We start from the raw sequence: 24,823 nt of genomic DNA, 5'->3' as shown, positions 1-24,823 counted from the left end.
CCGGGCATCGTTTGGTTTCGGATCCGAATGAATTACGACTTCGGGAACCAGGAATACTTGCCGTCGTCCTTCTTCTTCCATTCGTACATGATGTAGCCCGGCAGCTTCGGATCGCCCTTGGCGTCATAGGCGAGATCGCCCAGGACGGTCGGGAACGGGCCGTTTTCATGCATCGCCTTGGCGACGGCCTGCGGATCGTTCGTCTTGGCGGCGGCAGCTGCCTCGGCGACCACCTGCACGGCGGCGTAGGCGTAGAGCGTGTAGGCTTCCGGCTCGAAACCCTGCGCGCGGAACTTCTCGACGAGCTCCTTGTTGGCCGGGATCAGGCGCGGGTCGGGGCCGAACGTGTTGAGCGTGCCGGCGACGGCGTCGCCCGCGATCGCGGCGAGTTCGTCCGTCACGATGCCGTCGCCCGACATCATCGGTGCCTTGAGGCCCTGGTCCGCGGATTGACGGATGATCAGGCCGGCTTCGGTGTGCAGGCCTCCCCAGTAGATCAGGGTGACGCCGGCTTCCTTCATCTTGGCGATCAGCGCCGAGAAGTCCTTGTCGCCGACATTGACGCCTTCATACATCACTTCCTTGATGCCCGCGGCGTTCATCGCCTTCTTGGTTTCGTCCGCGAGGCCCTGGCCATAAGGGGTCTTGTCATGGATCACGGCGACTTTGGCATCCTTGAAGTTCGCGGCGATGTAGCCGCCGGCGATGCTGCCCTGCTGGTCGTCGCGTCCGCAGGTACGGAACACATTCCACAGGCCGCGCTCGGTGAACTTCGGGTTGGTTGCGGCCGGCGTGATTTCGACGATGTTGTTTTCGGCGTAGACTTCGGAGGCCGGGATCGACACGCCGGAGTTGAAGTGGCCGATCACAAACTTGACGCCGTCGCCGACGAACTTGTTGGCGACCGAGATGCCCTGCTTCGGGTCGGAGACGTCGTCGCCGATTTCGAGCTTGATCTGCTCGCCGTTGATTCCGCCCTTGGCATTGATCTCGGCGACCGCCGCTTCCGCGCCCTTCTGCAGCTGCGCGCCGAAGGCCGCGTTCGGACCGGTGATCGGTCCGGCGACGGCGAACATTACATCAGCCCACGCGTTGCCGCCGAACGCGACGAGCGCGGTCAGGGCCACGGCGGACAAAAGTGACTTTTTCATTTAAACGCTCCCATTAACGGAGTGGGCGTGGATGAAGCTTTCATGCGATGCCCACCCTTATCGCAGAAAGCATAGTTTGCCGATTTTCAGGCACTTGTCACGCCGATTCATCCCTGACGCGGCGTTAATGATGACCGTCAACCTTTCGGTTTCCAGCTCAAGATTGAAGCTCTTTCGTAGAGCCAATTATACTGTGTGACCATCTGGTGGGTTCGTGTGTATTGATAGCCGACAAAGCCCAGTATCATCAGCACGACTGTGTCGACGATATAGTAATGCAGCGAGAACATCGTACCGTCGAACAGCGCGTGATGGATGAAGCGGATGCCGATGCCGAGCCCGAGCAGATAGGCAAACAGCTGGATGAAGCTGCGCCATGTCTGGGCGCTGGCCTTGCCGGTCATCCATGCCGCCCATCCGCCGAGCAGGCAGGTGACGAAGAAGAACTGCCAGATCGACGGTTCCTCGTAGAGAATGCCTTGCATGGGAAGTCTCCTGAACTCAGTGATGTCCGCCTTCGAGATAGGCGGCGCGCACTTCCGGATTGGCGAGCAGCTCCTTGCCGGTGCCGCTCATCGTCACATTGCCGTTGACCATGACATAGCCGCGCGTGGCGAGCTTGAGCGCGCCGAACGCGTTCTGCTCGACCAGGAACACGGTCAGCCCCTGGGTGCGGTTCAATTCGCGGATGGCATCGAAGATCTGCTTGACGATCAGCGGCGCCAGGCCCAGCGACGGCTCGTCGAGCAGCAGCAGTTTCGGCCGCGCCATCAATGCGCGTCCGATCGACAGCATCTGCTGTTCGCCGCCCGACAAGGTGCCGCCACGCTGGGCGATCCGCTCCTTCAGTCTGGGGAACAGCGTGAACACCTTCTCGACGTCCTCGCCGTAATATTTGAGGTTGTCGAGGCTGGCGCCCATCTGCAGGTTTTCCATCACCGTCATGCGCGGGAAGATGCGCCGGCCCTCGGGTGACTGGGCAATGCGCATTCGTGCGATTTCGTGCGTCGGCAGCTGGGTGATATCGGTCCCGGCGAAGGTGATGGTGCCGGTGCGGGCGCGTGGGGCCCCGAAGATGGTCATCATCAGCGTCGACTTGCCGGCGCCGTTGGCGCCGATCAGCGCCACGATCTCCCCTTGCTTGACGGTGACATTGACGCCGTTCAGCGCCCGGATGTTGCCGTAGTAGGTCTCCACGCCCTTGATATCGAGCAGCGTTGTCGTGGCCATCACTTGCCCCCTCCACGCTTGCCCTGAACGGGCTTGCCTGTGCTCGCGGCCTTGCCGGAAGCATGACTCGTCGCCACCTTGCCCGCATCGACGCGGCGCGAGAATTCCGTATCCTTGCCCTGACCGAGCAGCTTCGCCTGCTTGACCCACTCCTCGCGCGCGATGCGCCCGTCAAAGTCGAGATAGGCCTCGACCGCCTCGACGTCGGCCTTCTTCCAGGCGCCGATCTGGTCGAAGTGGAAGATGCCGTGTTCGTTGAGCTTCTTCTCGTTGACCGTACCGATGCCCTTGATGCGGGTCAGATTGTCGGCCTTGCCGCCACGGGGGGCAGCGAGGCGGTTCGAAACACCTTCGGCCTTCGTGGCAGGCGCCTTTGCGGCCGTTTTCCTTGGCGCCGCCTTCTTCGCGGCGGATTTGGCCGGCGTCGGGGTCGGCGCGACAGGCCTGCTTGCCACGGTGGCGGCGCGGGCGTCGACCTGCGCTGCCTTCGAGGCGCCTTTCGACACGGTCACCCGTTCGCCTTCGCTATGGCCGACGGTGTCGCTCACCGGCCCGGCCAGATACGACGCCGATGTCCCCGGGCCATGCGTGGAGTCGGGGCCGATATCGAGCTGTTCGATGACGTCCTCGTCGCCGACTTCGGTGAGCACGGTCTCGACCTCCTCGTCATCGACGCCGAGATAGGCGGCGATGACGCGCGGATCGGTGCGCACCGACTGCGGATTGCCGTCGGAGATCTTGCGGCCATATTCCAGCACCACGACGTGGTCGGAAATCTGCATGACCACGGACATGTCGTGCTCGATCAAGAGGATCGAGGTGCCGGTCGTATGCTTGATTCCCATCAGCAGTTCGTTGAGAGCCGCCGATTCCTTCGGGTTGAGGCCGGCCGCCGGTTCGTCGAGGCACAGCAGCTCAGGACCGGTGCACATGGCGCGCGCGATTTCGAGCCGCCGCTGCGCGCCATAGGGCAAGTCGCCTGCCGGATCGTCGGCACGATCGACGAGATCGGCCTTCTCCAGCCAGTGCTTGGCAAGCTCTACCGATTCGGCCGAGGCCTTGCGGTAACCGCTGAAGCCGAACAGGCCCAGGATCGTATAGCCCGAAGCCTTCATCAGCTTGTTGTGCTGGGCGACAAGCAGGTTCTCCAGCAGCGTCATGCCCGAGAACAGGCGGATGTTCTGGAAGGTGCGCGCCACCTTGGCTCGCGCCGGGATCTCGTGGTTGGGCAGCCGTTCCAGCAGGTAGCTGGAACCGTCGGCCCGGTTGAGCGTGATCATGCCTTCCGACGGTTTGTAGAAGCCGGTGATGCAATTGAACACCGTGGTCTTGCCGGCGCCGTTGGGACCGATCAGCGCGGTGATTTCGCCGCGCCTGGCGGTGAAGGACAGGTCGCCGATGGCGACCAGACCGCCGAACTTCATCGACAGATGCTCGACCTGCAGGATGGCGTCGTTCATTTGCGTGGTCGCATTCATCAGCCGTGGCCCTCCTTGGTGAAGGAGCCTGAGACAGCCCTTCGCTCCTTAAGGAAGGCGGTTGGTTCACGACTGCCGACAAAGCCGCGCGGCTTCCATAGCATGACGATGACCATGGCCATGCCGAACAGAAGCATGCGATAGAGTTCCGGTGTGAAATCGGGCCCGAAGACCTGCTTGAGGAAATCGAGTTCGCGCAGCGCCTCGGTGCCGCCGATCATCACCATCGCGGCGACGGCGATGCCGACCAGCGAGCCCATGCCGCCAAGGACGACGATGGCCAGGATAATGGCCGATTCCAGGAAGACGAAGGATTCCGGGCTGACAAAACCTTGCCGGGCGGCGAAGAAGGAGCCGGCAAAACCGCCGAACATGGCGCCGGTGGCAAAGGCGGTGAGCTTGGTCGTGGTGGTGTTGATGCCCAGCGAGCGGCAGGCGATCTCGTCCTCACGCAAGGCTTCCCAGGCGCGGCCGACCGGCAGGCGCCGCAGCCGGATGGTGACGAAGGCGGTTAACAGGCAGAGCCCAAGGATCAGGTAGTAGAGGAAGATCTTGTAGTAGGCGCTGGACGTGGCGATGTTCAGCACCTTGGCGATGTAGTTCGGGTCCGACACGTTGAAGGTCATCAGGCCGAAGAAGCTGACCTTGGGAATGCCGGAGATGCCGGCCGACCCATTGGTGACCTCGCGCCAGTTGATCAGCACGAGGCGGATGATCTCGCCGAAGGCGAGCGTCACGATCGCCAGATAGTCGCCGCGCAGGCGCAGCACGGGAAAGCCGAGCAGCACCCCCCAGAGCGCTGCCATGGCGCCCGCGGCGGGCAACAATATCCAGAACGACAGGCCGAAATGCGTGGCCAGAAGCGCATAGGCATAGGCGCCAAGCGCATAAAAAGCGACGTAGCCGAGATCGAGCAGACCGGCGAGGCCGACGACGATGTTCAGTCCCCAGGCCAGCATCACATAGATCAGGATCTGGATGCCGAAATTATCGACCCATTTCAACGAACCCTGCAGCCCTCCGGTGATCGACCAGGCGTTGAGCGACAGCACGGCGACCACGAGGATCGGGTACAGCACCAGGGCCGAGATGCCCAATTTGGTGAAGTTGGCATGGATGAAGGCGCGGAAGTAATAGATCACGCAGGCCAGCACATAGATGACCGACAGGGCACGCAGGAATTGCAGATAGCCGGCCGGCTCTGCCCCAACCCATCCGGCGAGAGAGCTGTTGAACACGAACAGCAGCACCATGGCGACCGCCGCTCCGATGAAGGCCGGCAGGGTAAAGAAGCGGGATGCCACGCTTGCCGGCATGAGGCCGGTGGTCACGTTGGCGACCTTCTGGTTGGCCATGAAGGGCTGGCCGTAGGCAACGTAAAGGAAGCGTCCGACGGCGGTGGCGATCACCACCGCGGCAAGCAGGCCCCAGCGCTGCACCACGACCAGTTCGTTGGACATGTTCTGGTCGGTCTTGAGGCCGATGAACAGCACGAACAGGCCAAGCGCGATGGCGCCGGCATAGAAGGCCTCGCGCAGGGCGCGCTGCACGGGACTGGCGACGGTGTCGCGCTCTGGAGATACGGTTACGGCCATGGTCTCAGACCTTTTCGACTTCTGGCCGGCCCAATATGCCGGAAGGCAGGAAGATCAGGACGATCGCCAGGATCGAGAAGGCGGCGACATCCTTGTAGTCGATCGAGAAATAGGCCGACCACATGCTCTCGATGAAGCCGATCAGCAGTCCGCCGAGCACGGCCCCCGGAAGCGAGCCGATGCCGCCAAGCACCGCAGCCGTGAAGGCCTTCACACCCGGCACGAAGCCGTCGGAGAAGGCGATGACGCCGTAGTACATCAGGAAAAGCGTGCCGGCGACGGCGGCAAGGGCCGCACCCATGATGAAGGTGATCGAGATGGTGCGGTCGACGTCGATGCCCAGCAGTGCCGCCATCTTGCGGTCCTGCTCGCAGGCGCGTTGCGCCCGGCCAAGCGAGGTCTTGTTGACCAGGTACCAGAACACCGCCAGCAGCAAAGCTGTGACGATGACGATGATGATCTGCTTCAGCGACACACTGACGCCGTTGATGTTGTAGACTTGGCTGACCATCGGCGGGATCGGCTTGTTGCGCGGCCCTTGCGTCACCTGGACGAAGTTCGACAGCGCGATCGACATGCCGATGGCGGTGATCAGCGGCGCCAACCGGAACGAACCGCGCAGCGGCCGGTAGGCCACTTTCTCGATCGTCCAGTTGTAGAGGCTGGTGAGCAGCATCGCCACGATCATCATGACCAGCAGCGCGATGACCACGGGCACCGAATAAAACAGCGCGCCGAGGATGAGGAAGACGATCAGCGCCGTGAAAGCGCCCACCATGAAGATGTCGCCATGGGCGAAATTGATCATGCCGATGATGCCGTAGACCATCGTGTAGCCGATCGCGATCAGCCCATAGATCGATCCCAGCGTCAGCCCATTGATAAGCTGCTGGACGAAGTACTGCATGTGTACATGGCTCCCCTGGAATGTCGCCCATGCAGACGCATTCCTTTTCGTATTTCCCCTAGTCGTAAAGTTTCGAGGCCGGATTGCAACGTGATTTTTTTTGATCGCTCCGCGTGTTTCCAACCACGCCTTCCCGATCGCCCGTTTTTTCCACCCAGCCCCTGGACTATCGCGGACCCTATCATTGGCATAACGCAATGTCTTTGACGATTGCGCCTCATCATGCGCTCCGTTTCGAAGAAATCACCGTCAAAATTAGGTGATGAGAAGAATCGTTGCGTTCCTGACACGGTTCGTTTTTTCGTCACACTCCTTTCCGTAGGGTCAGGATTCTCCCTACTTGACCACAAAACCATGCGCGAACGGATCGCGGTCGTCGATGAAGATGGTGTTCAGTCCGGTCATCCTCGCCCAACCGCCAATCGAGGGGATGATTGCCTGCTTCCCGGCCAAGTTGACCTCCTTTTCGACCTTGCCCTTGAACAGCGACCCGATGATCGATTCATGGACGAAAGCGTCTCCGGCCTTGAGCTTGCCTTTGGCATGGAGCTGCGCCATGCGCGCCGAGGTGCCGGTGCCGCAGGGCGAGCGATCAATCGCCTTGTCGCCGTAGAAGACGGCATTGCGCGCATCCGCGCCCTCGACCGTCGGCTTGCCGGTCCACAGCATGTGCGACAGCCGGTTGATCCCTGGGTTTTCCGGATGCACGAAGGTATATTTCTCGTTGAGCCGTTGCCGCACCACCGGGCTCCAGGCGATGAGGTCGCCGGCCGAATAATCCGCCATGTCGCGATAATTCGCCTGCGGCTCGACGATGGCGTAGAAATTGCCGCCATAGGCGACATCCACCGTAATCTCGCCGAGGCCTGGACATTCGACCGTCAGCCCTTCGGCATGGAGGAACGACGGCACGTTGGTGATGCGCACCTCCTCGACATACTCGCCGACCTGTTTGTATTCGGCGATGACGAGGCCGGCCGGCGTGTCGAGCCTGAGCACGCCAGGCGTCTTCGGCACGATCAGCCCGTGCTCGATGGCCATCGTCACCGTGCCGATGGTGCCGTGGCCGCACATGGGCAGGCAGCCTGAAGTCTCGATGAACAGGATGGCGATGTCGCAGTCCTCGCGCGTCGGCGGATAGAGGATCGAGCCCGACATCACGTCATGGCCGCGTGGCTCGAACATCAGGCCGGTGCGGATCCAGTCGTATTCGGCGAGGAAATGCGCGCGCCGTTCCATCATTGTCGAGCCCTGCAGCAGCGGGCCGCCGCCGGCGACCAGCCGCACCGGGTTGCCGCAGGTGTGACCGTCGATGCAGAAGAAGGATTTCTTGGCCATGTCGCTCCTCGAAAATCAAAACCCGAAAAAATCAAAATCGTTGTGGGCTGAAGGGGACCAGATCGACGGACGAAGTCTGCCCCAGAACGAATTCCCTGATCAACCGCCCGGTTGCCGCAGCCTGGGTCAGGCCGAGATGGCCGTGGCCGAAGGCATAGATGACCGACCGGCTTCGCGCTGCCTTGCCTATGACGGGGACCGAATCCGGCAGCGAGGGCCGGAACCCCATCCATTCGCGTCCGCCCGTGGGATCGAGCCCCGGCAGGAATGCCTGCGCCTTCCGCAAGAGCGCTTTCGCCCTGTTGAAATTGGGCGGCCGTTCGATGCCGCCAAGCTCGACGGCACCGCCGACGCGCAGGCCCGTGTCGAGCGGGGTGATGACGAAGCCGTGGCCGGAGAAGATCAGTTGCCGCCTCACGTCGAACGCGGCTCTCGTCAATGTCGTGTTGTAGCCGCGTTCGGTTTCCAGCGGAATGCGGTCGCCGAGCTGCCGCGCCAGCAGGTGCGACCAGGCGCCCGCGGCAATGACGAGGTGCCTGGCCTGCCTGTTCGAGCCGTCTGCCAGCGTCAGTGTCGCGCCGTCTTGACCGGCGGCGACCCGGTCGATGCGGGCCATCTCGAAACGGGCACCCTTGGACTGCGCGTAGGCCCACACGGCCTTGCCGAGCAGTTTTGGATCGGCGACCGTCTTCCATCCCGGCACGAAGGTGCCCCTGACGAAACGCGGTGACAGCCCCGGCTGCAAGTCCGCCAGGTCCTTGCCCTCGACGTGCCGGAAGCCGATGCCGAAGCGCTCGCGCGCCGCCCAGCCCGACATCGAGGCGCGAAACTCGGCTTCGCTTTCATAGAGCTCGAGCGAACCGTCCTCACGCAGCATCGGCCGCGTGCCGGAACGATCGAGCAGATCCATCCACTCGGCCTCAGCAAGCTTCATCATGCCGGACTGCGCCGCCAGGCTCGCCTCGTATTTCCCTGGCGCGCCGGCGCGCCAGAAGCGAACCAGCCAGGGTAGCAGCTTCGGCAGGTAGACGGGCGGAATGCTGAGCGGGCCGAGCGGATCGGCGAGCCATTTCGGCAGCTGCCGGATCATGCCCTTGTGCGCCAGCGGCAGCACGTCGGAAAAGGCGAAGGCGGCGGCGTTGCCGGAACTCGTCTCCTCGCAGATACCGGTGCGGTCGAAGACCGTGACATCCAGTCCCGCCTCGGCAAGGAAGGCCGCCGCGCAGATGCCGATGATGCCGCCACCGATGATGGCGATGTCGATTACGGCATTGTTACTCATGGCGGCGCACAGTGCAAAACGCCCTCTCTCGCTTCTCCGTGCCAGCCCCCTCATCCGGCCCTTCGGGCCACCTTCTCCCCGCTGGGGAGAAGAGGCTGACGCCAACGCTGGCGAACTCTTCTCCCCTTGGGGAGAAGGTGGCCGCGAAGCGGCCGGATGAGGGGGCCTGGGCCATCGCCAATTCAGAACTGCGGCAGCGTCGGCCGCACCGCGAGCGCATCCTTGACGATCTTCTCGACCGCTTTGCGGCGTTCGCCCGACAGCGGCATGCGCGGCATGCGCACGCGGTCATTGGTGTTGATGGCGAACACTTCGGCAAGCTTGATGTTCTGCACCAGATAGGTCGAGACATCGAGGTCGAGCAGCGGCCGGAACCAGCGGTAGATGGCGAGCGCCTCTTCGCGGCGTCCCTGCTTCATCAGCTGGTAGATGGCGACGGTCTCGCGCGGGAAGGCGGTGACCAGGCCAGCCACCCAGCCGATGGCGCCCACCGACAGCGCCTCGAAGGCGAGATTGTCGACGCCGGTGAACAGGTCGTAGCGGCTGCCCAGGCGGTTGATGATCTCGGTCGAGCGGCGGATGTCGTCGGAGGATTCCTTGATGGCGACGAAACGCTTGTCCGACGCAAGCTCCTCCATCTGGTCGACGGTGACATCGACGCGGTAGGCGAGCCGATTGGAATAGATCATGACCGGTAGGTCGCCGGCCTCGGCCACGGCGCGCAGCGCCGCCACGGTCTCTTCCGCGTTGGTATGATAGATCGGGCTCGGCACCACCATCAGGCCGTTGGCGCCTTCCTTGGCGGCGCGCCTGGCGATGCTGGCGGCCTCGCGGGTGCCGGCCTCGTTGACCGTCAGCAGCACCGGCTTCTTGCCAGCGACCTTCTGCGCGGTCTTCAGCACCTCGATCTTCTCGTCAGGCGACAGCATCGGCCCCTCGCCAAGCGAGCCGCAGACGATGATGCCGTCGCAGCCGGCCTCCATCTGCAGGCTGAAGCAACGCTCCATCTCGGCATGATCGAGCCGGTCGTCGGCGGTGAATTTGGTCGTGACGGCGGGGAAAACTCCGGTCCACATGACTATCTCTCCATCTGATATATCAGCCGTATATCTGTTAGGAAAGCCGCTGTCAATGCGGAATCTGTTATGATATATTTTAGATATATCAGGAGACCGCCTTTGATATCCATGGAAGCAAGCACCGTGTCCGAGCCCGCGGCGACCAGGGCTTATCGCGTCCTCGAACACATGATCGTGACGCTCGAACTGGCGCCGGCGAGTTTTGTCACCGAGGGCTCCCTGATCGAGCGGCTGGCGCTCGGCCGCACGCCGGTGCGCGAGGCGATCCAGCGGCTGGCCTGGGAGGGACTGCTCGATGTCAGGCCGCGTGCCGGCATCGCGATCGCACCGCTGCATCCCGGCGACTGGCTGCGCGTGCTCGACGCAAGGCGCGGCGTCGAGGTGGTGCTGGCACGATCGGCCGCACGCTTCGTCACCCGCGAAGCCGCCGACCTGTTTCACGAGGCCGCGCTTGCCATGCAGAAGGCGGTGATCTCGGGCAATGTGCTTGCCTTCATCCAGGCCGACAAGGCGCTCGACGAAGCGCTGGCGCTGGCCGCCGACAATCCGTTCGCCGCCCGGCTGGCCGCCCCGTTGCAGACCCACAGCCGCCGCTTCTGGTTCCGCTACAAGGCGGACACCGGGCTGGCGGAATCCGCTGAGCACCATGTCGCGTTGATCCGCTCGATCCTCGACGGCGACGAGGAGGGCGCCGCCAAGGACGCCAAGAAGCTGATGGCGCTGCTGCGCGGCCATGCCGAGGTGGCTGCGACACGATAGGCTCGGTCAGGCGTCGGCGGAGCCCTTTTGCGCCGCCCATTTCAACAGGGCATCGAGAGCCGGGCACAGGGCCTGACCCCAATCGGTCAGGCAATACTCGACCTTTGGCGGTACTTGATGGTGAACGATACGGCGGACAATCCCGTCGGCGCCCATCTGCCGGAGCTGCTGGATCAGCATTTTCTGCGAAATAGCCGGTATCGCCCGCTCGAGGTCTGAAAAGCGCAGCACTTTGCCGCCGAACAGATGGAACAGGATCACCAGCTTCCAACGGCCCTCGAGGATGCGTAGCACGTTTTCCACACCGCTCGCTGCGGAGAGCGGCGTCAGCGTCTCAGCCTCACTTTCGGGTAAGTACCTTACTTTTTCGTCGGTTCTTGTCATTTCTCCAGCATACCTCATCTTAGCGGCCGACAACAGCCGCCCCCTCCCACAGACGGCGGCATCCAATTGGAGACAAACCGTGACCGTGACCCTTCCTCCGCCGCTGGCGGATTATTTCGCCGCCAACAACCGCCACGACATCGGCGCGATGCTCGCGCCTTTCACGCTGGACGCCATCGTCAAGGACGAAGGCGAGACCCATCGCGGAACCGAAGCGATCCGCAGGTGGATGCAAAGTACGACCGACAAATATCACGCGACAGTCGAGGTGAAGGAGGCCGGTGTCACAGCCAACGCATGGCGGATCGCCGGTATCGTCTCCGGGGACTTCCCCGGCAGCCCGATAACGCTCCACTACAATTTCACGCTGGGCGGCGACCGGATCGCGAAACTGGAGATTGGCCTATGACCATCCGGCAGACATTCGCGATCGATGACCAGGAGTTCCGGGGCAGGCGCGTGCTGGTCACCGGCGGCACCAAAGGCGCCGGCGAAGCTATCGTTCACCGGCTTGCCGCAGCAGGTGCAACGGTCGCGACGACAGCCCGTTCGCCCGACGCCGGATCACCGGCGGAACTCTTCGTGCAAGCTGACGTCGCCACTCTCGACGGTGCGGCAAACGTGGCCGCCGCCATCATCGACCGTCTTGGCGGCATCGACATCGTCATTCACAGCGTTGGCGGGTCGAAAAGCCCAGGCGGCGGTTTCGCGGCGCTGTCCGACCGGATCTGGCAGGATGAACTCAATCTTAATCTGCTTGCGGCGGTGCGGCTCGACCGCCTGCTTGTCCCGCGCATGATCGAGCAGGGCTCCGGGGCGATCGTACACATCTCGTCGATCCAGCGCCGGTTGCCGCTCCACGAATCCACCATCGCCTATGCGGCGGCGAAGGCGGCCCTTTCAAATTACAGCAAGGCGCTGTCCAAGGAACTCGGCCCACAAGGCATTCGCGTGAACATAGTGGCGCCGGGCTGGATCCACACCACCGCCTCGGAGGCAATGGTGAAGCGGCTGGCGGCCCATTCGGGCTCGGATGAGGAGACCGCCCGCCAAGGTATCATGGACGCGATGGGCGGCATCCCGATCGGCCGGCCGGCATGGCCGCAAGAGATCGCGGAACTGGTGGCCTTCCTCGTTTCGGATCGCGCATCCGCAATCCACGGCGCCGAGTACGTCATCGATGGCGGCACAATTCCGACGGTCTGAAGGCCGCCGCCGGGAGGTCCCGCTGCAGCGTCGCGCCGTCAAGCGCCCGGCATCGCCGCGGTGATGGTCGGGCTGTCCCAGCCTTCGCCGACCGACAGAACACAACTCTGGCCTTTGGTGTCCGAGGCCAGCACGGTCCAGCTACCCTTATCCGAGATGAAGATCTCGAGGACGACGTTCGGATTGATCAGGCCGCGCCCGGCCTCGGTTTCGTGGAATTTGTCGCCGAGCGCCTTGATGATGTCCGCGCGCGCCGCGCATTGCGCCGCCGCGTTCGCTGGCGCGATTCCACCGGTCATCGCGGCCGCCGCCAAAAGTGTCGCCATAAGAAATCGTGTCATCTGACACCTCCTTGCGCCAGACGAGAACCCCGGCTGCCACCGGCGCTGTTTGATTGCCTGCACGCGTGGCAGGAATAAAGCCTAAGGCGGATGGTGGTCTGTTGGTTCCATCACACGGCGATGGAATTATTAGAATGTGGAGATGCTCGCGGGGCGCGAGGCATTGGCATAATGTACCTGACGTTGCGCTCGCGGCGGCGCAGCTGGACGGCGCAAGGCTTAAGCGGACGAAAGCCCCCACATTCCCGACGCCCATGAAAAAGGAGCGCGGTTTGCACCGCGCTTTCTCAACTTCGGTTTAGGGGAGCGTCAGGTCAGCTCATCGTCGGGATGACGAACTCGGTTCCGTCCTTGATGCCGGCCCGCGCGCCCGCAGCCGAAGGCGAGGACGCGCAGCCAAGAAACCGTCCGGCTTAGTTCATCGTCGGGATGACGAACTCGGCACCGTCCTTGATGCCGGACGGCCAGCGCGAGGTCACCGTCTTGGTCTTGGTGTAGAAGCGGAAGGCGTCCGGGCCGTGCTGGTTGAGGTCGCCGAAGGAAGACGCCTTCCAGCCGCCGAACGTGTAGTAGGCGATCGGCACCGGGATCGGCACGTTGACGCCGACCATGCCGACCTGGACCCGGCTGGCGAAGTCGCGGGCGGCATCGCCGTCGCGGGTGAAGATGGCGACGCCATTGCCCATCTCGTGGTCGTTGGCGAGCTTGATCGCATCCTCATAGCGCGGCGCACGCACAACCGAGAGCACCGGTCCGAAGATCTCTTCCTTGTAGATGCGCATGTCCGCGGTCACGTTGTCGAACAGGCAGCCGCCCATATAGTAGCCGTCCTCGTAACCCTGCATCTTGAAGCCGCGGCCGTCGACCACCAGCTTGGCGCCTTCCTTGACGCCGGTGTCGACATAACCCTTGACGCGCTCCAGCGCCTGGGCGGTGACCAGCGGGCCGAAATCGGCGGCCGAATCCGTCGACGGACCGACCTTCAGGCTCTCGACGCGAGGGATCAGCTTTTCCATCAGCCGGTTGGCGGTGTCGTTGCCGACTGGCACGGCGACCGAGATTGCCATGCAGCGCTCGCCGGCCGAACCGTAGCCGGCGCCGATCAGCGCGTCGACGGTCTGGTCCATGTCGGCATCGGGCATGATGATCATGTGGTTCTTGGCGCCGCCGAAGCACTGCACGCGTTTGCCGGCCGCCGTGCCGCGCGAATAGATGTAGTGGGCGATCGGCGTCGAGCCGACAAAGCCGATGGCCTTGATGTCGGGATCGTCGAGGATGGCGTCGACGACATCCTTGTCGCCATTGACGACGTTGAGGATGCCGGCAGGCAGGCCGGCCTCGATGAACAGTTCGGCAATGCGCATCGGCACGCCCGGATCACGCTCCGAAGGCTTCAGGATGAAGGCATTGCCGCAAGCGATCGCCGGCGCGATTTTCCAAAGCGGGATCATGGCGGGGAAATTGAACGGCGTGATGCCTGCGACCACGCCGAGCGGCTGGCGCATCGAATAGACGTCGATGCCGGGGCCGGCGCCGTCGGTGAATTCGCCCTTCATCATATGCGGCGCGCCGATGCAGACCTCGACCACTTCGAGGCCGCGCTGGATGTCGCCCTTGGCGTCGGCGATGGTCTTGCCGTGTTCGCGCGCCAGGATGTCGGCCAGTTCGTCATAGTCGCGGGCGACCAGTTCGAGGAATTTCATCAGCACGCGCACGCGGCGCTGCGGATTGGTGGCCGCCCATGCGGGCTGCGCGGCCTTGGCATTTTCGACCGCCGCGCGCAGTTCCGCCTGCGAGGCCAGCGCCACGGTGCCGCGCACCGAGCCGTCCATCGGCTGCATGACGTCCTGCTTGCGCCCGCTGGTGCCGGCGACACGCTTGCCGCCGATGAAATGACCGTAGTCGATCATGATTTCTCTCCCTTGTTTGTGATGGCGCATTGTCCGCCTTTGTGGTGGCGAAGGCAACGCGAGGGAGAACGCAACCGTTGTGCGGAAAATAGATAACGGTGGGTGCCTGTGCATCAATTGTCGCAAATGGTAGGGTGAGTTTGTCATCGCTGGAATCGTTAAGTTGAGTTCCCTCACACGCCCCTCCGTCCTGTCGGACCACGCCCTTGAACTGGGATGACGTGCGCATCTTCCTCGCCGTGGCGCGCGCCGGCCAGATCCTTGGCGCCGCGCGGCGGCTGGAGCTCAACCATGCCACCGTCTCGCGCCGCATCGCGGCCCTGGAGGAAGCACTGAGGACAAAACTCTTCCGCCGCCTGACCACCGGCAGCGAGCTGACGCCGGCAGGCGAGCGCTTCCTCGACATCGCCGAGCGCATGGAAGGCGACATGATCGCCGCCCGCTCGACCATATCGGGCGAAGGCGACGACGTGTCCGGAACCGTGCGCATCGGTGCACCCGACGGCTTCGGCGTCGCCTTCCTGGCCAAGCGGCTGGGCGAACTCACCGCCCTGCACCGCGAACTCACCATCCAGCTCGTGCCGGTGCCGCGCTCCTTTTCGCTGTCGCGGCGCGAGGCCGATATCGCGATTACCGTCGAGCGGCCGACCGAAGGGCGGCTGGTTGCCGGAAAGCTGGTCGACTATTCGCTCGGCCTGTTCGCGTCGCGCGCCTACGCCGAAGCCAATGGACTGCCCAGAACCGCCGCCGAACTCGGCCGGCACACCCTCATCGGCTATGTGCCGGACCTCATCGTCAGCCCGTCGCTCGACTACGCGGCCGAATTCAGCGCGGACTGGCGCACCAGCTTCGCCATCTCTTCTGCGCTCGGCCAAGCCGAAGCCGTGCGCTCGGGCGCCGGCATCGGCATCCTGCACACCTTCGTCGCCCGCTCGATGCCGGAGCTGGTGGCCGTCGACGTGGTCGCGCCCATCCGCCGCGCCTACTGGCTGGTCTACCATGAATCGGTGAGGCCGCTGCGCCGCGTCCAGATCGTCGCCAGCTTCATCACCAAGGCGGTTGAGCGTGAGCGGGGCCTCTTCCTGTAGAAGCGCCGTCACGGCACAAACACGGCCGGTCCCCACACGCCGCCTTTTCCTTGCCACAAAACCAGCCAGTGTGGCATCAGGCGTGCGGCCCTCGGCCACGCAAGGCGGGCGCCGGGTGGGGACATCTTTCAGAAAGCTGGCGCGGATAGACATGCGAGCCGTTCTTGCCATCCTGCCGCTGCTTCTTGTCTCCGCATGCGCCAATCCATGGACAAAGGTACCGGAAGCCGAATTGCCCAGGCCGATCCGCTACGCCATGGCGCGCCCCTCGCCTTTCGTCATCGGCAATTACTGCGGTCCCGGCACCCGCACCGGCGATCTGTCGGCCCGGCCGGTCGACCGCCTCGACGCCGTTTGCCGAACCCATGACGCCTGCTACATCGCCCGCCGCGACCATTGCGACTGCGACGGCGCCCTTGTCGCCTCGGCGCGGGCAATCCGCGACGACAAGACGGCACCGCGCAAGACGCGCAGCGAGGCCGAACTGCTGATCGCCACCTTCGCCATACCCGTCTGCAAGGTTTTTCCGCAAGGTTTCATGCCGCCGCGCGACCCGGCGCAGTTGAGCGCCATGAAGGCCGGAGCCAACGGGTGAATAGCCGCACGATCGTCATCCTCGCCCTGTTCGGGCTGGCTGCCCTTGCCGGTTGTGCCGGTGCGGGTAGCAATGCCTGCGACTTCCTGGCGGGACAGGAAGCTTGCGCGCGGCCCTCGCTGTCGGCCGGCACGCCCGGGCCACAGGTCGCGGCGGCGTGGTTCTTCGGCAATGCCATCGACAGCGACTACGAAAGACGGTCCCTGGCGCTGCTTGCCAACAACCAGCTCGGCGCCATGGACCGAGCCAACGGCACCGGCCCGTTCGGGCGCAACCGCCGCGATGTCCAGAACCGCGATTTCCAGGCAACGTATTCGACACTACGGCAACTGGCCGGACCGGTCGCCAACGCACATCTGCCGCCGGCCAGTGGGGGCGGCGGCGACGGCCATTTCGACGGCCGCTGGCGGGTGTCGCGGCAGACGCTCTACATCGATGCGGCGGCGCGGGCCTCGGCTTCCAAGACCTTCGATTTTTCCGGCTTGCAGGCACGCAGCACCGAGATCGTCGTGCGCCAGGCCGGCCAGCAGCCAGCCGATATCGAAGGCAGTTGCGACGGCGCATTGGCGATCCGCGCCGCCGGAGCCTCACGCACCATTGCCGCCGGCGCGGCATTCCGCCTTCGCCTGTCGAGCGAGAACGACACGGTCAGCCTGTTTCCGGCCGATGACCTGAACCGGTGCACGGCAAGGATCCGCTCCAGCCTCGCGCCCACCGGCGCGCCGCTCACCATCCGGCGCGAAGAGACCGCCGATCCGGCGCTCGCCAGTTTGGATAGCCGCTACCAGCGCTGCCCGGTCCCCGACGGCGTCGGCCTCGACGCCCTCGAGCGCGCCTTCTATGCCGGCCGGTGGCTGTCGCAGACCTGCGCCATGCCGATCGGTGAGCCCACGCTGCTGCGCAAATCGCGCGACGGCTTCAACGCCAAGGTCGAGGCGCTGATGGGCGCGCCTCTGTCCGATGCGGCAATAGACAAGGGCGATCCGGAATTGCCGCTCGATTTCTCGAAGGCGCCAAGGCTGAAGCTGATCTATCTGTCCTCGCTCGAATTCAAGGCCGACTTTTCCGGGCGCATCATCGAACGGCTGATCCGCCATCATGCAGCGCTTGGCGCCAAGGTGCGCATCATGGTCACCGACGTGCTTGAACGTGACAAGGACGACGCCATGCTGCAGCGCCTGGCGGCCGAATTCCCCAATGTCGAGCTGCAGGAATACCGCTGGCTGGCGGATCATGGCGCGCCGATCGACGAGCAGATTTCACAGCTGCACAAGACCCATCATATCAAGATGCTGGCGACGCTGGCGCAGGACCCCGCGCGTTCGCGCGTGATCATCGGCGGCCGCAACATCCATGATGGCTTCCTGTTCCATCGGCCGATCGACCTGTCCCGCTATCCGGACCTCGAGCAATACGGCAAGACCGATGGCCTTTCGCTGAACTACTATTCGAACTGGAGCGACTTCGACATCGAGTTCGCCGACAGGGCGATGGTCGAGACGCTCGCCGCGCATCTGTCGACAATATGGCTGCGCGACGCCGACACAAACCTGGCGCGTCCCTTCTCCATCCCGTTCCACGGAGATGGCCTGCCATCTGGCAATGCCCGGCATTTCATTTCGGTTCCCTATGAGGATGACCACGCGCTGGAGGCCTATTTCGTCGAGCTGGTCGACGCCGCCCAGCACCATATCCAGATCGTCAACCCTTACCTCAATCTGACGCCGAGCCTCGCCCGGGCCTTCGATCGGGCGCTCGCCCGAGGCGTCAAGATCGACATTGTCGGCCGCATCGACCTCAAGGGCGATATCGGCGGCAGGTTCCTCACCGCGCTCAACAAGCTGTTCGTCGAGAAATATGGCGACCGCATCGACATCCGCGAATTCAAGGCACCTGACGTGGTGCTGCATTCCAAGATCATGCTGATCGATGAAAAGCTGGTCGCCATCTCCTCGGTCAACCTCAACAACCGCAGCTTCTTCCACGATTCCGAGAACGGCATGATGGTGCTCGACCCCGCCTTCTACGCCAGGATGAAGCCGGTCTATGACGACTATCTCGCCCACTCGAACCCGGTTTCCACCAAACTGACGATCCCGTGGGCCTACCGGCTGCTGTTCGACGAGGCCTGGGTCAGGCAGGCGTTCTGATGCAATTCCAGGAAAAGTGCGAAGCGGTTTTCCGCCCGGAACTGCATCCACCCAAGAGATGTCGCCCAAAAGTGGCCCCGGTTTTGGGCAACGACATGCATCAAAGCAAGGAACAGAGCGCGCCGGCGAGACGCGCGCGGGCTATTTAAGATAACGCTCCTGCGCCAGGGCACGCACGTCGATGTCGGGTACCCGGTTCGAGATGATGTCGGCCAGCACCTTGGCCGAGCCGCAGGCCATGGTCCAGCCCAGCGTTCCATGGCCGGTGTTGAGATAGAGGTTGGACAGTTCGGTGCGGCCGATCAGCGGTGGTCCATCCGGCGTCATCGGCCGCAGCCCGCACCAGAACGTCGCCTCGCGCATGGCGCCGGCGCCCGGAAAGAGATCGCCGACCGAGTGTTCCAGGGTGCGGCGTCGCGATTCGTGCAGCCTGAGATCGAAGCCGGAAATCTCGGCCGTGCCGCCGACGCGGATGCGGTCACCAAGCCGGGTGATCGCGACCTTGTAGGTCTCGTCCATTACGGTCGACACCGGTGCGGCGGCGGCGTCCTTGATCGGCACCGTGATCGAGTAGCCTTTGACCGGATAGACCGGGATCGACCGCTTCATCCGGCGCATGAAACCCGCCGAATAGCTGCCCAGCGCCATGACATAGGCGTCTGCCGCCTTCCAGCCAGCACTGGTGCTCAGATTGGCGACACGATTGCGGCTGCGGATGACGCGCCAGATGGTCACGTCGTACTCGAACTTGACGCCGCGCGCCACGCAGAGCTCGGTCAGCCTGTCGGTGAACATCTTGCAGTCGCCGGTCTCGTCATGCGGCAGTCTCAGCCCCCCGACGAACTTCTCGCGCACGCCGGCCAGCCCCGGCTCTGCCGCGATGCAGCCATCCTGGTCGAGGATTTCGTACGGCACGCCATATTTCTTCAGCACCTCGACATCGCCTCCGGTGCCGTCGAGTTGCTTTTGCGTGCGAAACAATTGCAGCGTGCCCTGGGTCCGCTCGTCATAGGCAATGCCGGTCGCTTCGCGCAGCGCCTTCAGCGTGTCGCGGCTGTATTCCGCCAGCGGCACCATACGCGCTTTGTTGATGGCGTAGCGCTCGGCGGTGCAGTTGCGCAGCATCTTGACCAGCCATGTCCACATATGCGGGTCGAAGGCCGGCCGCACCACCAGCGGGCCGTGCTTCATCAGGAGCCACTTGATCGCCTTGAGCGGAATGCCGGGGCCGGCCCAGGGCGAGGCATAGCCGGGCGAAATCTCGCCGGCATTGGCAAAGCTGGTCTCCAGCGCCGGGCCTTTCTGGCGGTCGATCACCGTCACCTCATGGCCGGCCTCAGCGAGATAATAGGCCGTGGTCACCCCGATGACGCCACTGCCCAGCACCATGATCTTCATCATTCACTCCTTACGCCGTGTCCTTCATGCCGAAGGACACGGCCACATCTGCGATTTGCGCACGATCGCCGGCGAAAATCGATTCCGATCTTCTCAACCATGCGCCGTGGCTTTTCACGCCGCCGACGGACCGGGATCGTCGTCTTTCCCTGTCTGCCGCATTCCTGCCGTCTCGCCAAGAGGCCGGATAGACGTGTCAGCGCTGTAGACGAGGGTCAGCCCATGTGGCCGCGATCCGCCAGCGGAAGCTCTTTCCCGGGCTGCCCGCCGCGCGGCTTCCGGCTGATAGAGCACCGCCTTGATCCGGATCGATTCGCGCCTGCCGTCGGGGTGTTCGAGCGATGCCGTCTGGCCTTGCGCCATGCCAAGCATGCACAGGCCGCGCCTGGTTGCCACCGACAGGCTGGAGCCGACCGGTCCGCGCACGTCGTTCTGCACCAGGGTGCGCGTCTCGGCCGCACCGGCATCGACGCAAAACACCACCCGGCTGTTCAGCGTCACGATATCGGGTTCGACCGACTCGATGGGCACGACGCCGGCATTGGAAAGCTTCTCTTCGATCATCGCGACCATCGGATCCGCGAATGCCCGCCGGCGCTCGAGCATTACTTCCAGGACGGCGAAATCCTTCGTCGTCAGGCGGCAGCTTCCGTTTTTCATTATCGCCTCCACGATCAGTGCTCGCCGCCGCCGGCGGGCGTATCGACCGCCTCCACGGTTGCCGACAGTTTGCGGCCGCCACGGCCGCTCCAGCACACCACCTGTCCGGTGCTGACGCCGACAAGCGCCGTTCCCATCGGCGTCAGCACCGAGATCCGGTTTTCGGCAATGTCGGCGTCGCCTGGATAGACCAGCGTGATGCGCCTGATATCACCGCCTTCACCGCGAACCGTGACTGTCGACCCCATTCGCACGACGCCGGCCGGAATTGCCGCCGCTTCCGTAATCACCGCCCGGTCCAATTCCGCGAGCAGCTCATCGGCCGTCTCGGGCGCGCGGTCGAGCACGGTCCGGGCCAGGCCGGCCAATCTGTCATGGTCGGTGTCGCTGATTAGAATCTGGGCGGATGGATGCAGTCCCGTTGCATGTTGCATGGCAAACCTCATGGATCGGCGCATCGAGCGGATGCGCGCTTGCCGCCGCGTTGACGGCGGCCTGATGAAAGCCGGCAGCCGCGGAGAGCGGTGCGGCTTGATGGCGATGGGTGGATGTATGGATGCCCCGGTACGGACGAACGCCGAAAGGCGGCCGCGCCGGGGCTACGATCCCGCGATCGGGCAGACCCTGAACAAGGTTCTGATATAAGCGAGGTTGCTCATGCGCCGAACCTTGCCGACAGGCGTCCGCTTGTCAAGCGCGGCCAAACCGCTCAACCGCCGACAAAGCGCCGGTGGAAGCGCGTGCCGAGACTGGCCAGGATTTCGTAGCCGATGGTGCCGGCATGGCCGGCGGCGTCGTCGACGGTTTGCGAAGGGCCGAGCAGTTCGACGAGATCCCCTTCGCGAAGCTTGCCGGGCGGCAGGGCGGAAATGTCGAGAATGATCGAATCCATCGACACCCGTCCGAGGAAGGGCAGGCGCACCCCCTCGAACCAGGCGGCCGACGCGGACCGGCGCAGCCAGCCATCCGCATAGCCGAACGAGATCGTCGCCAGGCTGAGCGGCGCTTCCGCGTGATAGGTGTGGCCATAGCCGATGCCGGTGCCCTGTTCGACGCTGCGCGTCTGCGCCACCTTGGCCTGCAGCCGCACCACGGGCAGCATCGGGTTGGGTTCGGCGGGCGTCGGATTGATGCCGTAGAGCGCGGCGCCAGGGCGGGCCAGATCATAATGGTACGACGGCCCGAGAAAAATGCCGGAGGAATTGGCGAGCGAAGCGGGTGCCTCGGGCAGCCTGGCGCGCAACCGCTCGAAGGCCAGCCGCTGCTGTTCATTGGCGGGATGGCGCGGCTCGTCCGCGCATGCCAGATGGCTCATCACATATCTGACGGCGATGCCGTCGAACGCGGCGGCATCACCGGCCATCGCCTCGACTTCGGCCGGCGCCATGCCAAGCCGCGACATGCCGCTGTCGACCTGGATGGCGGCTGGAAGTTTTCGGCCAACGCGATGCGCCGCCGCGCGCCAGGCTTTCAACTGCGCGCCACTGTTGACGACCGCGCACAGATCCGACGCGACCGCCTCCGGCTCGGAGCCTGGCGGCAATCCGTTCAGCACGTAGATCTCAGGTCCGGCCCCGATCGCCTTGCGCAGCGCGATGCCTTCGGCCAGCAGCGCGACGAAGAAGATGCCGCAGCCTTCCTTCATCAGCGCCGATGCCACTTGGCTCGCGCCGAGACCGTAGCCGTTGGCTTTGACCACGCCGGCGCAGCGTGCGCCGCCCAGCCTTGCCTTCAGCCGCCGGTAGTTTTCGCGGATCGCACCGAGATCGATGGTCAAGATCGCCCCGGCAGCCGCTTGGCTTACGGCGGCGACGTCATGGGGCAGCGACCTTGCGGGGGTGTCGTTCATGGCGACCCTCCTTGTAGCGGATTAACATCAATAGGACCGACGCGCCGGCACGGCAACCAAGGTCCTTCGAACCCGGTCGCAACTCGTCCAGCTACGGCACCAGGTGCCGGAACGCCGCCACCACATCTTCATAGACCTTGCGCTTGAACGGCACGATCAGGTCGGGAAGATCCTGCATCGGCCGCCACGACCATTTGTCGAATTCGGCGGTGTGGCCGCCCGGCGGCGGGTTGATCTGGATTTCGCTGGTATCGCCGTGGAAGCGGAACGCAAACCATTTCTGCGCCTGGCCGCGATACCTGCCCTTGAAGGCGATGCCGACGAGATGATCAGGCAGATCGTAGTTGATCCAGTCCGGCGCTTCGGCCAGCAGCGAGACCCTGCGCATGCCGGTCTCCTCATAGAGCTCCCGCTCCGCCGCCTGCAGCGGCTCCTCGCCCTTGTCGATGCCGCCCTGCGGCATCTGCCAGAGCTGCGTCGTGCCGGCGAATTCGCTGTCGGGTTCGGCAATGCGATGCCCGACCCAGACCAGGCCATCGCCATTGAGGATCATCAGCCCGACACAGGGCCGATAGGGCAGCGTTTCGCGGTCGATCGTCTTTTTGGACATTAGTCAGTTTCCAGCTGTTTTGAGAATCGCTCCGACGACGCGGTGCGACTGGGCGGATCGAGAACGGAGCCTACCCAAACTGGGCTTACACCGGAAGCGCGGAAACTGCGCCGCGTTCGAGTTGGCTGTCACCCGGCCAGTTGCCGCTGTTGCGGTCGAATGCGAAAATACATCTTATGAAAAATATCCAAATCATCGACGGCGCTCTGAACGCTACCTTCAGCATATTCCAGGCAACCGAGGAGGAGTTCGCCGCCATCTTTCCCGACGGGCGAGATATGGAATTGGCCGAAGACCTCTTCGAACGGCTAGGCGAAGAGGAGGCTGGCCGCGTGCTAGCTCCGCTTTGGAGCCGCCCTATCCTTAAGCGCGATGCGCTCGGAATCCATGGGACACTATTCTACAACAATGAACATCGGCAAATCCCGCGATCTAAGCGCGAGGTCGATTGGGATAGCGCGCTCAACGAAGCACAGAGAAAGCTCTTCTCTCGCCATCGCTGAAATCGTCACAAGCTGATTGTCCACATCGTCTATCCTTTTTGCGGATCGACGGCCACCGCTGAAACCGGCACGATCTCGATGCCGCGCTTCTTCGCTTCAGCGATCCAGGCGGTGACGGTGTCAACCGTCAGGTCGAAGGCCGAGCCGATACCGACAGCGGTACCCTTGGCACGCGCGGTCGCTTCGAGACTGTCGAGCTTCTTCAGGATGGCGCCGCGATCCTGCACCGCGTCGATCGCCGTGTCGCCGGCGACGAAGGGCACGCCATCCTTCAACGCCATGTCCGGAGCCAGGCTGCGCGCCGACGAGCCGTCGTCGATATAGGCGAGGCCCCTTTTGCCGAGCTCGGCCATGAACGGCTGCATCGCCGCCGCGTCGGAGGAAAAACGCGCGCCCATATAGTTCATGACGCCGGTATAGTTCGTCGTCCGCGACAGCGCCCAGTGCAGATTCCTGAGATTCTCGTCGGGGGTCGCCGCCACCGTCAGCGTGTTGCGGCCGGGGTTGACGTTGGGATAGTCGAACGGTTCGAGCGGCACCTGCATGACGATCTCATGGCCGCTCTGCCTCGCGGCCTGCATCCAGCGGCCGATGCTGTTGCCCTGCGGCGCGAAGGCCAGCGTCACTTCCGCCGGCAGTTTGGCGATCGCCGCCTGGGTGCCGGTCTGTGAAACAGCGAGGCCGCCAATGACGATCGCAACACGTGCGCCACGCGTGCCGGACCATGGCCGCGCATAGACGTCGAACGGCCGCCGGCCATCGGCGGAGCGCATCGGCAAAGGCCCGGTTTCACTGGTTTCGATCAGCGCCCTGTCGGGAATATGCGCGATCTTGAGGTTCTGGCCGACTGTCGACGGATCGCGAATGACGATTGCCGCCTTGGGAGGGCCATCGCCTTCTTCCGTCTGCACATGGATGATCTGCGGACCGCCGCTCTTGGTCGACAAGTCCTTCGCCGGCGTCTCCACCTTTGGCGTCGCTGCCGGGGCCAATGCGGGAGGCGACACGGCGGGCTCCGCCGCCGCGGTCACTTTCGGCGTCGAAACGGCGACTTCCTGCGGTTTTCGAAACGGCTTTTCCCTGAGCGCGATCGCGGCCGAGACTCCGACCACGGCCAGCACGACCGCGCTCGCCGCGATCACGCCTACGCTGATCTTGCCGGCGGCACGCGGCGCCCGGACCGTCTGTCCAAGCGGGCGTTCGATGTCCTTGCCGATATCAGCCAAGCCCTGTCCCCGGTGCACGGTCCGAAGGCGACCTCCTTCGGGAAGACATGCACGAATTCATCAATCCTGGCGCCCCCCTTGGCG

At 64.0% G+C, this 24,823-nt stretch carries 26 protein-coding genes; 8 read left to right on the top strand and 18 right to left on the bottom strand.

Annotated elements, in window-relative coordinates:
- Nucleotides 1-32: 32 nt before the first annotated feature.
- The 9 genes from EN845_RS16610 to EN845_RS16565 form a co-directional block, all read right to left on the bottom strand.
- The gene (locus tag EN845_RS16610; protein ID WP_127276516.1) at nt 33-1,151 is read right to left on the bottom strand and encodes a branched-chain amino acid ABC transporter substrate-binding protein; all 1,119 of its coding nucleotides are present in this window, start codon (nt 1,149-1,151) and stop codon (nt 33-35) included.
- Nucleotides 1,152-1,288: 137 nt separating this feature from the next.
- A complete protein-coding gene (locus tag EN845_RS16605) occupies nt 1,289-1,636 on the bottom strand; it encodes a DUF6867 family protein (protein ID WP_127276518.1) in 348 nt (115 codons plus the stop codon).
- Between the two features lie 16 nt (nt 1,637-1,652).
- A complete protein-coding gene (locus EN845_RS16600; protein WP_127276520.1) occupies nt 1,653-2,381 on the bottom strand; it encodes an ABC transporter ATP-binding protein in 729 nt (242 codons plus the stop codon).
- Nucleotides 2,381-3,859 (bottom strand): ATP-binding cassette domain-containing protein, encoded by a 1,479-nt coding sequence (locus EN845_RS16595; protein WP_127276522.1) that lies wholly within the window; start codon nt 3,857-3,859, stop codon nt 2,381-2,383. Before EN845_RS16595 ends, EN845_RS16600 begins: the two co-directional genes overlap by 1 nt.
- The gene (livM, locus tag EN845_RS16590) at nt 3,859-5,454 is read right to left on the bottom strand and encodes a high-affinity branched-chain amino acid ABC transporter permease LivM (RefSeq protein WP_127276524.1); all 1,596 of its coding nucleotides are present in this window, start codon (nt 5,452-5,454) and stop codon (nt 3,859-3,861) included. Before livM ends, EN845_RS16595 begins: the two co-directional genes overlap by 1 nt.
- Nucleotides 5,455-5,458: 4 nt before the next feature.
- A complete protein-coding gene (locus tag EN845_RS16585; RefSeq protein ID WP_127276526.1) occupies nt 5,459-6,361 on the bottom strand; it encodes a branched-chain amino acid ABC transporter permease LivH in 903 nt (300 codons plus the stop codon).
- A gap of 336 nt (nt 6,362-6,697) precedes the next feature.
- Entirely contained in the window at nt 6,698-7,699 is a 1,002-nt protein-coding gene (locus EN845_RS16580; RefSeq protein ID WP_127872150.1) for a 4-hydroxyproline epimerase, read from the bottom strand.
- 31 nt (nt 7,700-7,730) lie between these two features.
- Nucleotides 7,731-8,981, bottom strand: a complete 1,251-nt coding sequence (locus tag EN845_RS16575) for an FAD-dependent oxidoreductase (RefSeq protein ID WP_167531414.1) — start codon at nt 8,979-8,981, stop codon at nt 7,731-7,733.
- Between the two features lie 182 nt (nt 8,982-9,163).
- Nucleotides 9,164-10,057: a dihydrodipicolinate synthase family protein gene (locus EN845_RS16565; RefSeq protein WP_127276532.1), complete on the bottom strand. Its 894-nt coding sequence runs from the start codon at nt 10,055-10,057 to the stop codon at nt 9,164-9,166.
- A 69-nt stretch (nt 10,058-10,126) separates the two neighbouring features.
- Between EN845_RS16565 and EN845_RS16560 the strand changes: the two genes are divergently transcribed.
- The gene (locus EN845_RS16560; protein WP_167531415.1) at nt 10,127-10,819 is read left to right on the top strand and encodes a GntR family transcriptional regulator; all 693 of its coding nucleotides are present in this window, start codon (nt 10,127-10,129) and stop codon (nt 10,817-10,819) included.
- A gap of 6 nt (nt 10,820-10,825) precedes the next feature.
- Here the strand turns inward: EN845_RS16560 and EN845_RS16555 are convergent, their stop codons facing one another.
- Nucleotides 10,826-11,203 carry a winged helix-turn-helix transcriptional regulator gene (locus tag EN845_RS16555; RefSeq protein ID WP_127276536.1) on the bottom strand — a complete coding sequence of 126 codons (378 nt, stop codon included), beginning with the start codon at nt 11,201-11,203 and terminating at the stop codon, nt 10,826-10,828.
- A gap of 79 nt (nt 11,204-11,282) precedes the next feature.
- Here EN845_RS16555 and EN845_RS16550 point away from each other — a divergent pair, with 79 nt between their 5' ends.
- Nucleotides 11,283-11,612: a nuclear transport factor 2 family protein gene (locus tag EN845_RS16550; protein ID WP_127276538.1), complete on the top strand. Its 330-nt coding sequence runs from the start codon at nt 11,283-11,285 to the stop codon at nt 11,610-11,612.
- On the top strand, nt 11,609-12,409 hold the full coding sequence (locus EN845_RS16545; protein ID WP_127872152.1) for an SDR family oxidoreductase: 801 nt from the start codon (nt 11,609-11,611) through the stop codon (nt 12,407-12,409). The genes EN845_RS16550 and EN845_RS16545 overlap by 4 nt, the downstream gene beginning before the upstream one ends.
- 38 nt (nt 12,410-12,447) lie before the next feature.
- Here the strand turns inward: EN845_RS16545 and EN845_RS16540 are convergent, their stop codons facing one another.
- Together EN845_RS16540 and EN845_RS16535 are read right to left on the bottom strand one after the other, a co-directional pair.
- The gene (locus EN845_RS16540) at nt 12,448-12,750 is read right to left on the bottom strand and encodes a hypothetical protein (RefSeq protein WP_127280981.1); all 303 of its coding nucleotides are present in this window, start codon (nt 12,748-12,750) and stop codon (nt 12,448-12,450) included.
- A 413-nt stretch (nt 12,751-13,163) separates the two neighbouring features.
- On the bottom strand, nt 13,164-14,660 hold the full coding sequence (locus EN845_RS16535) for a CoA-acylating methylmalonate-semialdehyde dehydrogenase (protein ID WP_127872153.1): 1,497 nt from the start codon (nt 14,658-14,660) through the stop codon (nt 13,164-13,166).
- Between the two features lie 206 nt (nt 14,661-14,866).
- Between EN845_RS16535 and EN845_RS16530 the strand changes: the two genes are divergently transcribed.
- From EN845_RS16530 to EN845_RS16520, 3 genes are all read left to right on the top strand, one after another.
- Entirely contained in the window at nt 14,867-15,748 is an 882-nt protein-coding gene (locus EN845_RS16530; RefSeq protein ID WP_127872154.1) for a LysR family transcriptional regulator, read from the top strand.
- A 151-nt stretch (nt 15,749-15,899) separates the two neighbouring features.
- A complete protein-coding gene (locus EN845_RS16525; protein ID WP_127281232.1) occupies nt 15,900-16,343 on the top strand; it encodes a hypothetical protein in 444 nt (147 codons plus the stop codon).
- Complete coding sequence (locus tag EN845_RS16520) at nt 16,340-18,493, top strand: phosphatidylserine/phosphatidylglycerophosphate/cardiolipin synthase family protein (protein ID WP_127872155.1); 2,154 nt, start codon at nt 16,340-16,342, stop codon at nt 18,491-18,493. Before EN845_RS16525 ends, EN845_RS16520 begins: the two co-directional genes overlap by 4 nt.
- Before the next feature lie 141 nt (nt 18,494-18,634).
- On the opposite strand, the gene EN845_RS16515 is transcribed toward EN845_RS16520, so the two are convergent.
- The 3 genes from EN845_RS16515 to rnk form a co-directional block, all read right to left on the bottom strand.
- Entirely contained in the window at nt 18,635-19,891 is a 1,257-nt protein-coding gene (locus EN845_RS16515; protein ID WP_127280556.1) for a D-amino acid dehydrogenase, read from the bottom strand.
- A 114-nt stretch (nt 19,892-20,005) separates the two neighbouring features.
- Nucleotides 20,006-20,551: a GreA/GreB family elongation factor gene (locus EN845_RS16510; protein WP_127872156.1), complete on the bottom strand. Its 546-nt coding sequence runs from the start codon at nt 20,549-20,551 to the stop codon at nt 20,006-20,008.
- Between the two features lie 14 nt (nt 20,552-20,565).
- Nucleotides 20,566-20,985, bottom strand: a complete 420-nt coding sequence (gene rnk, locus EN845_RS16505) for a nucleoside diphosphate kinase regulator (RefSeq protein ID WP_127281266.1) — start codon at nt 20,983-20,985, stop codon at nt 20,566-20,568.
- Between the two features lie 10 nt (nt 20,986-20,995).
- Here rnk and EN845_RS16500 point away from each other — a divergent pair, with 10 nt between their 5' ends.
- Nucleotides 20,996-21,196, top strand: coding sequence for a hypothetical protein (locus tag EN845_RS16500; RefSeq protein ID WP_127281267.1), 201 nt, complete (start codon nt 20,996-20,998; stop codon nt 21,194-21,196).
- Between the two features lie 64 nt (nt 21,197-21,260).
- Here EN845_RS16500 and alr read toward each other — a convergent pair whose 3' ends face one another.
- A complete protein-coding gene (alr, locus tag EN845_RS16495) occupies nt 21,261-22,400 on the bottom strand; it encodes an alanine racemase (protein WP_127872157.1) in 1,140 nt (379 codons plus the stop codon).
- Nucleotides 22,401-22,491: 91 nt separating this feature from the next.
- Nucleotides 22,492-23,010, bottom strand: a complete 519-nt coding sequence (locus tag EN845_RS16490; RefSeq protein ID WP_127275329.1) for an RNA pyrophosphohydrolase — start codon at nt 23,008-23,010, stop codon at nt 22,492-22,494.
- A 176-nt stretch (nt 23,011-23,186) separates the two neighbouring features.
- On the opposite strand from EN845_RS16490, the gene EN845_RS16485 reads away from it, so the two are divergent.
- Nucleotides 23,187-23,513, top strand: coding sequence for a hypothetical protein (locus EN845_RS16485; RefSeq protein WP_127872158.1), 327 nt, complete (start codon nt 23,187-23,189; stop codon nt 23,511-23,513).
- 29 nt (nt 23,514-23,542) lie between these two features.
- Here the strand turns inward: EN845_RS16485 and EN845_RS16480 are convergent, their stop codons facing one another.
- Nucleotides 23,543-24,739, bottom strand: a complete 1,197-nt coding sequence (locus tag EN845_RS16480; RefSeq protein WP_127275331.1) for a divergent polysaccharide deacetylase family protein — start codon at nt 24,737-24,739, stop codon at nt 23,543-23,545.
- Nucleotides 24,740-24,823 lie beyond the last annotated feature (84 nt).

The organism is Mesorhizobium sp. M8A.F.Ca.ET.202.01.1.1 (assembly GCF_004791595.1).
GTDB lineage: Bacteria > Pseudomonadota > Alphaproteobacteria > Rhizobiales > Rhizobiaceae > Mesorhizobium.
This window is presented reverse-complemented; position numbering and strand designations above follow the sequence as displayed.

What these genes read in the sequence shown, in the direction of transcription:
- EN845_RS16510 (WP_127872156.1), bottom strand. Translation starts at nt 20,551, where the DNA reads ATGAAAAACGGAAGCTGCCGCCTGACGACGAAGGATTTCGCCGTCCTG.
- EN845_RS16490 (WP_127275329.1), bottom strand. Translation starts at nt 23,010, where the DNA reads ATGTCCAAAAAGACGATCGACCGCGAAACGCTGCCCTATCGGCCCTGT.
- EN845_RS16595 (WP_127276522.1), bottom strand. Translation starts at nt 3,859, where the DNA reads ATGAATGCGACCACGCAAATGAACGACGCCATCCTGCAGGTCGAGCAT.
- EN845_RS16540 (WP_127280981.1), bottom strand. Translation starts at nt 12,750, where the DNA reads ATGACACGATTTCTTATGGCGACACTTTTGGCGGCGGCCGCGATGACC.
- livM (WP_127276524.1), bottom strand. Translation starts at nt 5,454, where the DNA reads ATGGCCGTAACCGTATCTCCAGAGCGCGACACCGTCGCCAGTCCCGTG.
- EN845_RS16605 (WP_127276518.1), bottom strand. Translation starts at nt 1,636, where the DNA reads ATGCAAGGCATTCTCTACGAGGAACCGTCGATCTGGCAGTTCTTCTTC.
- EN845_RS16535 (WP_127872153.1), bottom strand. Translation starts at nt 14,660, where the DNA reads ATGATCGACTACGGTCATTTCATCGGCGGCAAGCGTGTCGCCGGCACC.
- EN845_RS16515 (WP_127280556.1), bottom strand. Translation starts at nt 19,891, where the DNA reads ATGAAGATCATGGTGCTGGGCAGTGGCGTCATCGGGGTGACCACGGCC.
- EN845_RS16485 (WP_127872158.1), top strand. Translation starts at nt 23,187, where the DNA reads ATGAAAAATATCCAAATCATCGACGGCGCTCTGAACGCTACCTTCAGC.
- EN845_RS16560 (WP_167531415.1), top strand. Translation starts at nt 10,127, where the DNA reads ATGATATATTTTAGATATATCAGGAGACCGCCTTTGATATCCATGGAA.
- rnk (WP_127281266.1), bottom strand. Translation starts at nt 20,985, where the DNA reads ATGCAACATGCAACGGGACTGCATCCATCCGCCCAGATTCTAATCAGC.
- EN845_RS16610 (WP_127276516.1), bottom strand. Translation starts at nt 1,151, where the DNA reads ATGAAAAAGTCACTTTTGTCCGCCGTGGCCCTGACCGCGCTCGTCGCG.
- alr (WP_127872157.1), bottom strand. Translation starts at nt 22,400, where the DNA reads ATGAACGACACCCCCGCAAGGTCGCTGCCCCATGACGTCGCCGCCGTA.
- EN845_RS16500 (WP_127281267.1), top strand. Translation starts at nt 20,996, where the DNA reads ATGGATCGGCGCATCGAGCGGATGCGCGCTTGCCGCCGCGTTGACGGC.
- EN845_RS16575 (WP_167531414.1), bottom strand. Translation starts at nt 8,981, where the DNA reads ATGAGTAACAATGCCGTAATCGACATCGCCATCATCGGTGGCGGCATC.
- EN845_RS16585 (WP_127276526.1), bottom strand. Translation starts at nt 6,361, where the DNA reads ATGCAGTACTTCGTCCAGCAGCTTATCAATGGGCTGACGCTGGGATCG.
- EN845_RS16545 (WP_127872152.1), top strand. Translation starts at nt 11,609, where the DNA reads ATGACCATCCGGCAGACATTCGCGATCGATGACCAGGAGTTCCGGGGC.
- EN845_RS16600 (WP_127276520.1), bottom strand. Translation starts at nt 2,381, where the DNA reads ATGGCCACGACAACGCTGCTCGATATCAAGGGCGTGGAGACCTACTAC.
- EN845_RS16555 (WP_127276536.1), bottom strand. Translation starts at nt 11,203, where the DNA reads ATGACAAGAACCGACGAAAAAGTAAGGTACTTACCCGAAAGTGAGGCT.
- EN845_RS16565 (WP_127276532.1), bottom strand. Translation starts at nt 10,057, where the DNA reads ATGTGGACCGGAGTTTTCCCCGCCGTCACGACCAAATTCACCGCCGAC.
- EN845_RS16580 (WP_127872150.1), bottom strand. Translation starts at nt 7,699, where the DNA reads ATGGCCAAGAAATCCTTCTTCTGCATCGACGGTCACACCTGCGGCAAC.
- EN845_RS16525 (WP_127281232.1), top strand. Translation starts at nt 15,900, where the DNA reads ATGCGAGCCGTTCTTGCCATCCTGCCGCTGCTTCTTGTCTCCGCATGC.